Raw genomic sequence first — 13,949 nt, 5'->3', positions numbered from 1 at the left:
AAACGATCCCCTTCATTAATCATTTTAATTAGATTTACTTCTTTGATACTCCTGATACTCAAAAAATACTTGGAATAACATAATTAACATTGCAGGATGATATTGTGAATTGACAATATCAATATCATGATTAGATGCAATTTTAAATCTTTCAGACTTAGTTTCCATGATTAAGTTATTTGTGTCATCTGTTACTTTAACAGATCTAGATATAAATCCTGATTCAAACAACAAAGTATCGTTTTTTTCACCATTAAATATTATTCTAGGTTTGAATCCAATTTTTGTTTCGAATGTGCCTATTTTAGTATCATTCTTAAATACTTCCCAAACAGTTTTAAAAGGGGTCTTTAACTTTCCTTCTATCGATCTTTCTTGTATCACTTTAAAAGAGCCACCTTCAAATTCGATCATAAAATTATGTTTCTTTCTCCCTAATAACGCGAATGTTTCTTGTCTAGTGGATGTGTAATACAAACTTAGTATAAATATAGGATTATTGTTTTCATCATAGACTTCAATTGGTTTAGTAGATGCACCAAAAAAGTTTTCTTTGAAATGATATTGTGACATATTAACCTCCCTAATAAGCTGTTATTATGACTATTCTACCATAGCTAAATTTTGTGCACCATTTTTAATGTTTTGTGCTTTTAGAACATTTTCTATCATTAATTTAATCATTTTTTCTTTGTATGGCTTAATAGAAACTAATACAATTCTTTCATCGGTATCAGCTCTATCTTTATCAAGATAGTTTAATTGCACAAGGGCTTTTATGGATTTATTGATTTTTACTAAATCCCATCCAAATTGTTGTTTAATATCTTTTAGTGTTCGACATCCATTCTGAGACATCTTTATAAATAATAAAATCATAAATTGATCAACATTTATTCTATATTGATGATGGATATTATGATGGATTTCACTAATCATACTATTAACCTCTATAGCATAATCAATACAATAATTTGAATTTACATGTGTAGATATCTCATTTAAATTACTCTTAAAGTCCAGTTCTATTTGATTAATTAGTTGAGAAATTTTCATTTTGTGACGAGTTTCTACTATTATAATGATTTTTCTCTCATCTTGTTTTAGTCGTTCTTTTTTATAATAATTTAAATCATGTAAATAGGATATGACATGTGTTAACATCGTTTGATTAATACGAAGTACTTCTTTAAAATCTAAAGCTGTAAATTTCTTTCTCTTCTGATTATCGTTAATAAATTTCAATATTTTTAAATGATAAATATTTAATGCGTAATTTTTCTTTAGTATTTTCTTCACCTGAAAATTTAAATAATTAAATTTCAATAATTCGTTCTTATGTTCAATCATAGCTCAATACCACCTTAGTTTATTTTCGTTTTATATAGATATGTTTAATGACATCCGCTGAAGAATCATAATCTATTACTAATTTTTTTGATTCTTTTTTTAAATTTATTGTATTTATATTTTTATTCGTTTCTTCATTAAACTGCTGATTAATTGCCTTATTACGCTTAATAAAAATATCGTGAATTCTAAACTCAAATTCCTCAATGTTTAAACCAGTAATATTTAGTTTTTGCTGCAGCTTATTAAACAGTTTATTGTTTGGGAAGATTAATAGCTGATATTCATTTAAATAATGCGTTATGAGGATACTGCCATTAAAAAATATGATATTTCCTCTTAATCTTTTTAAAGTTAATATTAATTCGAATAACTGATACTGACTTTCTTTATTTAACTGTAATTCTTTTATCATAAGGTGACTGCTCTGTGAAGGTATCATACTATCAATCCAAGTATCATCTATAATAATTGAAATTCTTTGCTTATATTCTAAACACCATTTAAATGTTTCAATAAGTGAATAAATTCGATTAGGGGTTGTCGGTTGATATAAGATATTTATCGAAGAATTATTCTTTAATATAGTAGTTATTTCTCTATCGGAGACTAATTCATGGTAAACTTTATAGGCAATTTGTTTATTTCCTTCCATTATATTTGTCATTCGGTTAGTTAAGTATTTATCCCGATTATTTAATATTAGTGTTACTTTTGAATCTTTTAATGTGTCTTTTATCATTTTATAGATATGATTATATTGGTAAAATGTCATATTTAAATAGAAATGAAATTGTCGCTGTCCATAGTAGTATGTACAATCGATTAGATAATTTAAAAGTTTCTTTAAGTCTTCTTCAAACGCCTCTAGATTTTTATTTCTAGACAACTTTAATTCAAATGAAATTTCAAATTGATGCTCTAAAGAAAATGAAAACATTTGATGCATTAATCTATTTTTCTCAAAATTAGCTTCATTTAAAAACTCATCAAGTAATGAATGCGAGAATAATAAACCATATTGCCCAATTTCTCTCCTCATCGTTAAAAGTTTTGATTGTTGAAAATTATTTGTTAGTGCCTCAATGTTTCTGATATATATTAATAAGTTTGATGATGGCATATTTGATGTTAGCTGTGAGTCTATATTAATATCTAAACTAATAAAATCTACAAAATTGTTTGTCAAAGCTCTAATTTCCTGAGATATCTTATTAAAATTTTCAAGAAGATTCGAGCGCTTATTATTAAATGGATAATACTGATCATTTGTGAGTTGCTTTCGATATTTCGCTGGTGTTATATGATATTTATCTCTGAAACTTGCTATAAAGTTTGATTCGTAAGTAAAACCATTATCACCTGCAATTTGCGTTATAGACTTCTTTGAATAAATCAAGTCAAATATGGCGTAGGATAAACGAATATTTTTTCTAAGTTCTCTATATTTCATATCTGTTATTTCTTCTAGATTTTCTGAAAACCATCTCACTGATAAAATACAATTCGTCGCAACTTCAGCAATATATAACTTCTCTTTATAATGTTCATACATATAATTGATTGCTTTATGTATATCATTATTTAAAAAATAATCATGATTTTCATTTACAATTCTATATAATCGCAATGTCATCATTAATTGCTTAATTACATCAAACATATTTATGTCCTTGTCTTTTTTATATTTAATATAATTGGCGAGTACCTTATTCATGTAAAATCTAATAACATTGTAATCAAGTTTATCTACATCAATATAGTACTTTTTTTCGAATTGAAAAAAATAATCAAGTTCACATCTTGATAAATATAAACTAGCTATAACTGTATCTTCATTAGAATAAATACGATATTGTTCTAAATCATTTATGATAAGAATGTCATTTGCTTGATATACTTTACGTTTACCATTGATATATATTTTACTACTTCCTTCTATTACATATAGCAGTATTAACCCCATATTAAAATCAGATTGAATATTTAATGGTTGATAAATCTTAAAATTACCATCATACAACATGTTAAACACCCCAATTCCTTATGAAACATCTTTATTTACTATTTATGATAATTATAATTCAACAAATATTACTAAAAATACTTTATTCTTGACTTTTTATTATGAAATTTTGTACTTATTTTAATCCTTCAGATGCAATATTCTTTTGTTTATTGGATATAATTTTTCATAGTATTATCCAAAGTCAATTATTTTATTATGTCTTAAATATTACAAACGTGTAACAAAGAATCGTGTACAACACCTAAAAGTACTTAAAAACGTTGGTATTACAACGTTCTTTATTCAGTGTAAAATGTTCGGAATTATTACATGAAATCTTTAGATATTTAAATTAAATTACAAAGCTTTAACATTCAACACAAACTAAACGATTTCTGATAAAGTAGATTTTGTTGATTAACAGCGAAGAAAAAACTTATTAGAAAAAAAACATAAAACATATACGAAAAATTATTTTTAAATTATCTAGGAGGATTTATTTATTATGAAGAAAATCGCAACAGCAGCAATCGCAACGGCAGGAATCGCAACATTTATGGCACATGACGCAGATGCAGCAGAAAATACACAAGGATATAATTCAAACGATCCATATTCTTATTCTTACAATTACACAATTGACCAACAAGGTAACTACCACTACACATGGGAAGGTAACTGGAATCCATCATCTCATTATGGTAACCAAGCTCAACAACAAGTAGCATCTAACACTGCTTCTTCAAATAACGAAGCAGCTTCAAATACAAATTATTCACAACCAGCATTCAATGCTGCACCAAATGGTGGTGGTTTAGGAGATTCACATAACACATCTTCAAATCAAAACAATGTTCGTGTAACAACTACACAAGCACCATCAACTAGCAGCAATACAGCAACTACATCAAACTCAAGTTCAAATGTAAGCACTACAACTACATCAACTTCTCGCCCATCAACTGGTGGAGGAGCTAACTTATACACTGCTGGACAATGTACTTATTATGCATTCAGCAAACGTCCTGACTTAGGTAGCACTTGGGGAAATGCTAATAACTGGGCTAGTGCAGCAGCACAATCTGGTTACACAGTAAATAACAACCCATCTGCAGGTTCAGTATTACAAACTACAGCTGGTGGTTATGGTCACGTAGCTTACGTTGATAAAGTAAACTCTGACGGTTCTATCCAAGTTTCTGAAATGAACTACCAAGGTGTAGGTGTTGTTTCAACTCGTACTATCTCAGCTTCAGCAGCTGGTTCATACAACTACATTCACTAAGATGAATAAAAAAAAGAGCAATCGCTATGATTGCTCTTTTTTTATGCATTTGTTTTTACTTTTTTAATACCGATACCTGTTATACCATAAAACGCTGCAAAGATTACACATAAATAACATGGAACAGCCCACCAGAAGAAATCTCCTAATGAAACATGCAATAAATCTCGATAGTATATACCTGAAGTTCCCCAAGGAATAAATGGCAACACCATTGTTCCGCAATCTTCTAGCGTTCTTGATAAGTTCACACGATCTAAATTACGCTCATTATACATTTCCATTAACAGTACACCTATCATAATAATCACGACAGATGCAACACCAGCTGCAAAAACGAGTATTAAACTTCCCGCTATCGTAACTAATATCAGATGTGAATCTTTAGAAACTTTACTAGATATTGTCGTTAAAATAACTTTTAAACTGCCAGATGCTTCTACAATACCCGCAAAAGCATAACCACAAAAAATCGTTACAACAATTTCAGTCATACTCATAATGCCACCACGTTTTAACAGTTCTACCATTGAACTTGATGCATCATTTTCAGATAAGCCTGTCATATTGATGTTGAAACCTTGCATCGTTACATTAAATGCATCTACAATTTCAAATCCATTATTAAACACACCTACAAACATTGCGACTAAACTGGATAATAACATCATCGGTACAGTAGGTTTTCCTATACTAATACCTAATACGATAACAATGACTGGTATCCATACCCAAAAATTCAAATTAAAAGCCGTATCAATATTACTCAATAATTCATTTATTCTTTTGCTTTCTACATTTTTAGCATCAAATTGTAAACCTACTATAAACCATACAATGAGCCCTATAATTGATGCAGGTATTGTCGTCCACATCATATGTTGAATATGCCTAAAGATATTTACTTTCGTTACTAATGCAGCTAAATTAGTTGTATCTGAAAGTGGTGACATTTTATCTCCAAACACTCCACCAGCTATTACAACACCTGCAACCATACCTATCGGAATATTCATCTCATTAGCAATCGCCATTAAAGCTATACCGGCAGTACCTACTGATCCCCATGCAGTACCTGTTGCGACAGATGTAACGGCTGTTATGACAAATGCAGTTACTAGAAAGTATGTCGGATTAATCGTTTCTAAACCATAGTAAATTAAAGCAGGTACAGTACCTGAATACATCCACGTACCTATTAAAATACCGACTGCAAATATTATGTATATAGCTGGCATTGCAGTTGCTAGCCTCTTTGTAATGCCATCTTGCAAGTCTTCCCAAGTTAAGCCTACTCTAATGGCTATAAAGCTCGCATAAACAGCCGCAATAATTAATAATGGCTGAATTGGATAATGTAAAATCCCAAAACCAATCAATACGACTAACCCCATAAATAAAATTGTGGAAATTGCTTCAAATAAAGTTGGTAATCTCTTCATATAATGCCCCCTTCCATATACTTAGAAAAGTAATCATATTATTTTATATATGAAAAAAGTAGTCGCAAATGATTTGCTAACTACTCTTTTTCAATGATTTAATCCTTAATACATATATTACAAGCTAATGACATTAATTTTCTAAAAATTCCTCGTAAAACCTTATATTATCGGTATATTTTCTATATTACTGTTTGTCATAATTGGTCAAAAATATTACTAAAATATTGTATCTGATTATGATTAAGTAACAACTGTATGAAAACACACACAAACATAAAAACATCTGTTAAAGTATTATTTGTCGTCGGAAAACGACACAAACAAAACTAAAAATTTAAATTTAAAACATATACGAAATTTACGGAGGATTATTTATAATGAAAAAATTAACAGCATTCGCAGTATTATCTACGGGACTAGCAACAACAGTAATTGGAAATGGTGAAGCTTCAGCAGATACTTTCGATAACGCTCAAGCTCCAATTCAAAACCAAACTCAAACTCAAAACTTTAACTATACTAATAATTATAGCCAAAATTACAATACTTCAAACATGAGTCAATCATTTACTTCATCAGTTACTCAAACTGCAACTCAAACTTCAAGTTCATCAGCTAACTTATACACTGCTGGACAATGTACTTATTATGTATTTGACAAAAAGCAAGCAGATGGAGACCCAATTAGCTCAACTTGGGGAAATGCTAACCAATGGGCAGCAAATGCAGCAGCAGATGGTTACACAGTAAACAACACACCTAAAAAAGGTTCAATCTTACAATCAACAGCAGGTGCTTACGGTCACGTAGCATACGTTGAAAATGTAAACTCTGACGGTAGTGTTGAAGTTTCAGAAATGAACTACCAAGGTGAAGGTGTTGTATCAACTCGTACTATCTCAGCTTCAGAAGCTGGTACTTACAACTACATTCACTAAGATTAATATAATATATCTAAAAAGGAGACTAGGCATATCATTGTCTAGATCTCCTTTTTTATTTATAAAATAATTAATTTATATTATTGATTGGCTACAGCGATAAAAAATTGTATACTTAAATTAAGTTAGGAGGGATTATACATGAGTGAAAACGAACAAAATCCATTTCAACAAACTTCAACACATTCAACATATGAAGATGTATCACAACACATAGATACAACTGATGATGATAGATTATTTGGTATGCTTATATATTTAACAAGTTTCTTTGCTTCATTTTTTGCGCCACTTATCATTTGGTTAATTAAAAGAGAGAACTCTCCATTCGTTGATAAAATTGGTAAAGATTATTTAAATTTCTTTATTTCATATACGATTTGGGGACTTGTTGCTTCCCTATTATGTTTAATACTAGTAGGTTTTATTTTAATACCAATATTAGCTATTTTAGCTTTTGTCTTTACTGTTATTGGTGCTATCAAAGCATACAATGGAGAAACTTATTTACCACCATTATCAATCCGTATGATCAAGTAACACTTTCATTTTTCGAAAGTGTTATTTTTCTTTTTTGTGGTAAAACTGATTAAATACGAATATTTAATTTCATGATAGAATGATGTATACTCTTATAATCTTAAGAGTACCGAATTTTATGAATCCCCTTTTTAAACGTTATTTGTGCACTTCCATTTTATGGAAAGGCATAATTTTTTTTGTACTTTATTACTACAGTGCTTTAAAGGAGGAGTTTTTTTGGATCAAAAAATTAAAAAACCGAGAAGAAGATATATAAGCTTACCGACACAAATATTAATCGCTTTAGTATTAGGTGTTGTAGTAGGATACTTTTTACACGGACAAGACCATTTGATTAAATTCATTCGACCTATTGGAGATATCTTTTTAAACCTTATTAAAATGATTGTTATTCCAATTGTCTTCTGTTCACTAGCATTATCAATTTCAAACGTTGGTGATATGCATACAGTTGGTAGATATGGTTGGAAAACAATTTTATACTTTGAAATCATCACTACAATTGCAATTGGATTGGGAATTATATTCGGAAACTTATTCAAACCTGGATTAGGGATTGACGCAAACAAATTACCTAAAGGTGATATTTCTAAATACGAACAAACTGCCGATGCTGCAGAAAAATCGACTTATGGTAACCATATGATAGATACAATAGTTGGCATCATACCTACAAATATATTTGAAGCTTTAACAGCTGGAGAATTACTACCTATTATATTCTTTGCAGTATTCTTCGGATTAGCAATCGCTGCAGTTGGTGAAAAAGGTCAGCCAGTTAAAGATGTATTAAGCGGAACATTAGAAGCTGTATTCTGGATGATACATAGAATATTACGATTAGCGCCTTACGGTGTATTTGCTTTTATCTGTGTAACGATTATGACATTTGGATTATCTGCTTTAATTCCATTAGTTAAGCTATTAGCAGTTGTTGTAGGTGCAATGGTATTCTTTATTATTGTTGTATTAGGGATTGTCGCAAAAATTTGTGGCATCAGCGTATTCTCTATTATTCACATATTAAAAGACGACTTATTGTTAGCATTCTCAACTTCAAGTTCAGAGACAGTACTACCATCAGTAATGGAAAAAATGGAAAAGTTCGGTGCACCAAAAGATGTTGTTTCATTTGTTGTACCAACAGGATATACATTTAACTTAGATGGTTCAGCCTTATACCAATCAATCGCAGCATTATTTGTTGCACAGATGTATGGTGTCCATTTAACACTTGTTGAACAGTTAATATTGATGTTTACATTGATGATTACATCTAAAGGTATGGCTGCTGTTCCTGGTACTTCTATAGTTGTTCTTATTACAACATTAGGATCTATGGGATTAAATCCAGAAGGACTTGCATTAATTATTGGTATAGACAGACTATTAGATATGACAAGAACATGTGTCAATGTTGTAGGTAACGCACTATCAACAGTTGTTATCTCTAAATGGGAAAACAAATATGACCATGCAAAAGGACAAGAATACTTAAAATCATTGAAAAAAGCATCATAAAAAAAGATTCGGCTAAGGGGAGCCGAATCTTTTTATTTTAGTTTATTTTAGTGAATCCACAATTTCTTTAATTTCATCTTGTTTTAAGTCTACAACAATTTCTCCGTCTTTAGTATCTTCTTTTAAAGCATCTTTAGCTTCTTCTGAATGATATAATTCTGCAATTTTCTTGAATGTTTTATTATCTTTGTCTTTCGTATTTGCTGCGATAAAGTTGATATAAGGTTTAGCTGCATTAGCATCTGGATCTTCTAAGAATATAGGGTCTTTCTTTGGATCTAATCCTGCTTTTGAAGCTACACCATTATTAATAACAGCAATATCCACTTCATCTAATGCTCTCGCTGTTTGTTGTGCATCTACTGCTTTAATGTTTAAATTCTTTTTATTTTCAACTATGTCTTTAGGTCCACCACTTAAACCGAAGTTCTTATCTAATTTAATGTAACCTGCTTTTTCTAATAATTTTAACGCTCTTGCTTGGTTTGAAACATCATTTGGAATCACGACTTTCGCACCATTTTTTAAATCTTTTACATCTTTTAATTCTTTAGAATATATACCTAACGGTGCAAACACTGTTGTTCTAATAGGTGTAATGTCTGTACCTTTATTTGCTTTCTTAAATTGATCTAAAAATGCGAAATGTTGGAAGGCATTTAAATCAATGTCTCCGTCTGATAAAGCTTTATTTGGAACATTGTAATCTGAAAACTGTTTAATTTCGACATCAATGCCATCTTTCTTAGCTAATTCTTTAACTTTATCCCATACTGCTGTGTCATTCGACGCGATACCGATTGTGACTTTTTTGTCGTCTTTCTTATCTCCACATGCTGCGAGTAATAAGACTAATGCTACTAATAATGTTAAGACTTTTTTCATTTAAACTTCTCCTTTATATTAAAATGTTTATTTAACTTCTACGTACTAATCTAGATAATACATTACCTAGAGATTGAATAACTTGTACCATAATAACAAGTATAATAACGGTAATAACGATGACGATTGTATCAAATCTTTGATAGCCGTATGCGAGTGCTAAGTCACCTATTCCGCCGCCACCAACTGCACCGGCCATTGCTGTAGCACCAATTAAACCAATAATTGAAGTTGTTAATGCTAAAATTAATGAACCTAATGCTTCCGGTAATAAGAAATATCTAATAATTTGAAATGGTGAAGCACCCATTGAATGTGCAGCTTCAATAACTCCAGAATTAACTTCTAATAATGAGTTTTCTACTAATCTTGCTATATAAGGTGCAACATAAACAGTCAGTGGTACAATTGCTGCAGATGTACCTATTGAAGTACCTACAATTAATTTAGTAAAAGGTACAATCGCAATTAATAAAATAATAAAAGGTAATGATCTGAAAATATTAATAATTGGGTTGAGTAAATAATAAATAATGACATTTTCCCATATACCATTTTTTCTTGTAATCACTAACAAAATACCTAATGGAATACCAATTAAGGCACCTAATACAAGTGATACAGTTACCATGTATAAAGTTTGATATATAGAATCTAACAATAGTGAAGAATCTAATGATGATCCGAACATTATGCACCAACCTCCTCAAATTCTATATTTAATGAATCTAAATGGGCAAAGCTTCTTCTAATTGCACTGTCGTCACCTTTCAAACGTAACGTTAAGTACCCTACAGGTGTGCCTTGAATATCTGACATTGAAGCAAACAATACATTAATTTGAACTTGATATTTTGTAATTAAGTCATTAATGATAGATTGTGTCACTTTATCTCCATCTATATATAATTTAATGTCTGTTGCTTGATGATCAGTTGGTATTAATTTTCTTAAATTAGGTGATATATCTGTTGTAATAACTGTAGATACAAAGTTCTTCGCTGTTGCTGTTTTAGGATGGCTAAAGACATCTAATACAGGTCCAATTTCGATTACTTTACCATTTTCCATCACTGCGACTTTGTTACAAATCTTCTGTATCACACTCATTTCATGTGTAATCAGTAGAATTGTGACACCAAACTCTTCATTGACACTTTTCAATAATTTCAATATAGAATCTGTCGTAGCCGGGTCAAGTGCACTTGTTGCTTCGTCACATAATAATATTTTAGGATCTGTCACGAGTGCTCTTGCAATAGCCACTCTTTGTTTTTGTCCGCCAGATAATTCATTTGGATATTGCTTCCCTTTATCCTCTAGACCAACAAACTTGAGTAGTTCATCTACTTTAGCTTTAATTTTATCTTTACTTGTACCTTGCAAAATAAGCGGCATCGCAACATTATTAAACACTGTTTTAGAATTTAATAAATTAAAATGTTGGAATATCATGCCGATATTTTTCTTAACACTTTGTAATTCTTTCTTTGAATACTGATTGATGTCATGGCCATCTACAATGACCTCTCCCGTTGTTTTTTCTTCCAATACATTAACAAGTCTTATTAACGTACTTTTTCCTGCTCCACTATATCCAATTACGCCAAAAATATCTTGTTCTTCGACTTTAAAACTGACATCATTTAAAGCTTGGATTTTAGAATTCTTTTGCTGGAAAATTTTATTTACATTTTTAAATTCAATCATCGTATTTATCCCTTCCGAATTCTTATTAATATGATAAGAATTATATGGGTGTTTCCTTTTATCGTCAATACTTATAATCAAATTTTTCTAAATATTCATTTATCTATATTGTATTTTTTCTCTTTAATGATTGATTAACATGTTCTTAATGAATTTTTATTAATGTAAGCGCTATCAATAATTTATTGACAACTTTGTGAACAACAAATAAAATGAAACTTAAGATGTATTTTTACATCTAAAAATAAGGGGGTTATAAGTATGGCAGAGCATGATTTCAAGCGTTTAGCAGCAGATCCAAAGTTTAAAGAACTTCTGAAAAAAAGAAGTAATTTCATATTTCCTATCTCTATATTCTTTATTATTGCAACGCTCCTATTTCCAGTATTAACTGGTTATACAAACATCTTGAATAATATTGCATTTTGGAATATCTCTTGGGCATGGATTTACGCTTTATTATTATTCATTATGGTTTGGACACTTGTCACTTTGTACATGCGAAAAGCGAAGTCTTTTGATAAAGATGCTGAGGAACTATTAAAAGCATATAGAGAGGAGCAAAACTTATGAATGTCATCGTTGTCGTTATGTTTTTAGTATTTGTCGGGATCACATTGTTTATTACATATTTTGCATCTAAAAGAACGCAATCAGCAAATGACTTCTACACTGCTGGTGGTGGCTTAACAGGTTGGCAAAATGGATTGGCAATTGCAGGTGATTATTTATCTGCCGCATCATTTTTAGGTATAGCAGGTGCCATCGCATTATGGGGGTTTGATGGTTTTTTCTATAGTATCGGTTATTTAACAGCTTATCTTATTGTGTTATACATTGTAGCTGAGCCGTTAAGAAATCTTGGTAAATATACTTTAGCAGATATGATTGCAGCACGATTTGAATTGAAAAAAGTGAGAGCAATGGCTGCAGTTTCTTCTATTACAATAGTTATTTTCTATATGCTTGCACAACTCGTTGGTGCAGGTGCACTTATTCAATTACTATTTGGTATACCTTATACACTCGCTGTTATTCTAGTTGGTATTATGATGACCATTTATGTATTATTTGGTGGTATGACAGCAACAAGTTGGGTACAAATGGTTAAAGCAGTATTACTTATGATTGGCACTGTGATTATTTCATTTTTAGTGTTATTACATTTTGACTTCAACCTTTCTACGATGTTTGGTGAAATGCATAACATTAAGTCATCTGATTTCAAAGGTGAATTTATTAATCCAGGTTCACAAGGTAAACCACCGTTAGATAACATCTCATTAATTATTGCGTTATTATTTGGTACAGCTGGATTACCACACATATTGATGCGATTCTTTACAGTTAAAGATGCTCAAACGGCAAGGTCTTCTGTTATGTGGGCAACATGGATTATCGGTATCTTTTACATTTTAACGATATTCCTTGGATTTGGCGCAGCAGCATTATTAACACGTGAAGAAATTATTAGCGCCAACCCTGCTGGTAATATGGCAGCCCCATTATTAGCAGCAAAATTAGGTGGAGATTTCCTAATGTCATTTGTTTCGGCCGTTGCATTTGCTACGATATTGGCAGTAGTAGCAGGTTTAGTATTAACAGGCGCGTCTGCATTCGCACATGATATTTACGGGCAAGTCATTAAAAAAGGTAAAATAAGCGAACGTGAACAGATGAAAGCAGCAAAATTAGCTTCATTAGCAGTTTCAGTCGTATCCATTATATTAGCCTTATTTGCTCAAAATTTAAACGTAGCATTCTTAGTATCATTAGCATTTTGTGTCGCAGCAAGTGCAAATTTACCAGTCATTGTATTTACGATATTTTGGAAGAGATTTAATACACACGGTGCCATCACAGGAATAGCTGTCGGCTTAATCGTGTCACTTATACTCGTTATACTAAGTCCAAATGTCATGAATCCAGAAGGAACAGCATTTATTACAATGTCGCCAATATTCCCTTTATCAAATCCTGCAATCATATCAGTACCAGCAGGCTTTATTGGTGCATTTTTAGGAACATTCCTAGGTAAATCAGAATCACATGATAAATTCCAAGAAGTACAAGTTAAATCAGCAACAGGTATATCAACTTCAGATATTACACATTAAAAATTAGTAATGTTGGTGAAGTATTTAGGGACAGAATTCCGAGTAATGTCCCTAAGAGGCTGTTAGAGACACAATTCCGAATAATGTCCCTATTAGATGCTCCTAACTATAACTTCTTAGAATTCTGGTAATTAAACGGTTCTA

13 protein-coding genes are annotated in these 13,949 nt (G+C 30.8%); 6 read left to right on the top strand and 7 right to left on the bottom strand.

Annotation, left to right across the window (positions count from 1 at the left end):
• Positions 1–24: 24 nt before the first annotated feature.
• The 3 genes from MHH94_RS03120 to MHH94_RS03110 are packed head-to-tail and all read right to left on the bottom strand — an operon-like array spanning position 25 to position 3,376.
• Positions 25–573: a tubby C-terminal domain-like protein gene (locus MHH94_RS03120; protein WP_058591187.1), complete on the bottom strand. Its 549-nt coding sequence runs from the start codon at positions 571–573 to the stop codon at positions 25–27.
• Between the two features lie 30 nt (positions 574–603).
• Positions 604–1,350, bottom strand: a complete 747-nt coding sequence (locus MHH94_RS03115) for a transcriptional regulator, SarA/Rot family (RefSeq protein WP_078354962.1) — start codon at positions 1,348–1,350, stop codon at positions 604–606.
• Positions 1,351–1,369: 19 nt separating this feature from the next.
• The gene (locus MHH94_RS03110; protein WP_078354963.1) at positions 1,370–3,376 is read right to left on the bottom strand and encodes a helix-turn-helix domain-containing protein; all 2,007 of its coding nucleotides are present in this window, start codon (positions 3,374–3,376) and stop codon (positions 1,370–1,372) included.
• Between the two features lie 487 nt (positions 3,377–3,863).
• On the opposite strand from MHH94_RS03110, the gene MHH94_RS03105 reads away from it, so the two are divergent.
• Positions 3,864–4,643 carry a CHAP domain-containing protein gene (locus MHH94_RS03105; protein ID WP_119650493.1) on the top strand — a complete coding sequence of 260 codons (780 nt, stop codon included), beginning with the start codon at positions 3,864–3,866 and terminating at the stop codon, positions 4,641–4,643.
• Positions 4,644–4,684: 41 nt separating this feature from the next.
• Here MHH94_RS03105 and nhaC read toward each other — a convergent pair whose 3' ends face one another.
• Positions 4,685–6,085: a Na+/H+ antiporter NhaC gene (gene nhaC / locus MHH94_RS03100; RefSeq protein WP_048541173.1), complete on the bottom strand. Its 1,401-nt coding sequence runs from the start codon at positions 6,083–6,085 to the stop codon at positions 4,685–4,687.
• Between the two features lie 380 nt (positions 6,086–6,465).
• On the opposite strand from nhaC, the gene MHH94_RS03095 reads away from it, so the two are divergent.
• The 3 genes from MHH94_RS03095 to MHH94_RS03085 all read left to right on the top strand — a co-directional run bounded on the left by MHH94_RS03095 (position 6,466) and on the right by MHH94_RS03085 (position 9,093).
• Positions 6,466–7,026: a CHAP domain-containing protein gene (locus tag MHH94_RS03095; protein ID WP_048541175.1), complete on the top strand. Its 561-nt coding sequence runs from the start codon at positions 6,466–6,468 to the stop codon at positions 7,024–7,026.
• Between the two features lie 144 nt (positions 7,027–7,170).
• The gene (locus MHH94_RS03090; protein WP_058591191.1) at positions 7,171–7,569 is read left to right on the top strand and encodes a DUF4870 domain-containing protein; all 399 of its coding nucleotides are present in this window, start codon (positions 7,171–7,173) and stop codon (positions 7,567–7,569) included.
• 231 nt (positions 7,570–7,800) lie between these two features.
• Positions 7,801–9,093 carry a cation:dicarboxylate symporter family transporter gene (locus MHH94_RS03085; RefSeq protein WP_049320138.1) on the top strand — a complete coding sequence of 431 codons (1,293 nt, stop codon included), beginning with the start codon at positions 7,801–7,803 and terminating at the stop codon, positions 9,091–9,093.
• A gap of 42 nt (positions 9,094–9,135) precedes the next feature.
• Here MHH94_RS03085 and gmpC read toward each other — a convergent pair whose 3' ends face one another.
• Genes gmpC through MHH94_RS03070 form a run of 3 tightly spaced genes read right to left on the bottom strand, consistent with a single transcriptional unit; the run spans position 9,136 to position 11,688 of the window.
• Positions 9,136–9,978 carry a dipeptide ABC transporter glycylmethionine-binding lipoprotein gene (gmpC, locus tag MHH94_RS03080; RefSeq protein WP_048541178.1) on the bottom strand — a complete coding sequence of 281 codons (843 nt, stop codon included), beginning with the start codon at positions 9,976–9,978 and terminating at the stop codon, positions 9,136–9,138.
• Between the two features lie 31 nt (positions 9,979–10,009).
• Complete coding sequence (locus tag MHH94_RS03075; protein ID WP_048541180.1) at positions 10,010–10,669, bottom strand: methionine ABC transporter permease; 660 nt, start codon at positions 10,667–10,669, stop codon at positions 10,010–10,012.
• On the bottom strand, positions 10,669–11,688 hold the full coding sequence (locus MHH94_RS03070; RefSeq protein ID WP_048541182.1) for a methionine ABC transporter ATP-binding protein: 1,020 nt from the start codon (positions 11,686–11,688) through the stop codon (positions 10,669–10,671). Before MHH94_RS03070 ends, MHH94_RS03075 begins: the two co-directional genes overlap by 1 nt.
• Positions 11,689–11,949: 261 nt before the next feature.
• Between MHH94_RS03070 and MHH94_RS03065 the strand changes: the two genes are divergently transcribed.
• Together MHH94_RS03065 and MHH94_RS03060 are read left to right on the top strand one after the other, a co-directional pair.
• Positions 11,950–12,261 carry a DUF485 domain-containing protein gene (locus MHH94_RS03065; RefSeq protein ID WP_078354967.1) on the top strand — a complete coding sequence of 104 codons (312 nt, stop codon included), beginning with the start codon at positions 11,950–11,952 and terminating at the stop codon, positions 12,259–12,261.
• The gene (locus tag MHH94_RS03060; RefSeq protein WP_048541185.1) at positions 12,258–13,805 is read left to right on the top strand and encodes a solute symporter family protein; all 1,548 of its coding nucleotides are present in this window, start codon (positions 12,258–12,260) and stop codon (positions 13,803–13,805) included. The genes MHH94_RS03065 and MHH94_RS03060 overlap by 4 nt, the downstream gene beginning before the upstream one ends.
• The last annotated feature ends 144 nt before the right edge of the window (positions 13,806–13,949 follow it).

Origin of the sequence: Mammaliicoccus sp. FSL K6-3158 (assembly GCF_038005105.1) — a bacterium.
GTDB lineage: Bacteria > Bacillota > Bacilli > Staphylococcales > Staphylococcaceae > Mammaliicoccus > Mammaliicoccus sciuri.
Note: the sequence above shows the minus strand (reverse complement) of the source record. Positions and strands in the feature narration are given on the sequence as shown.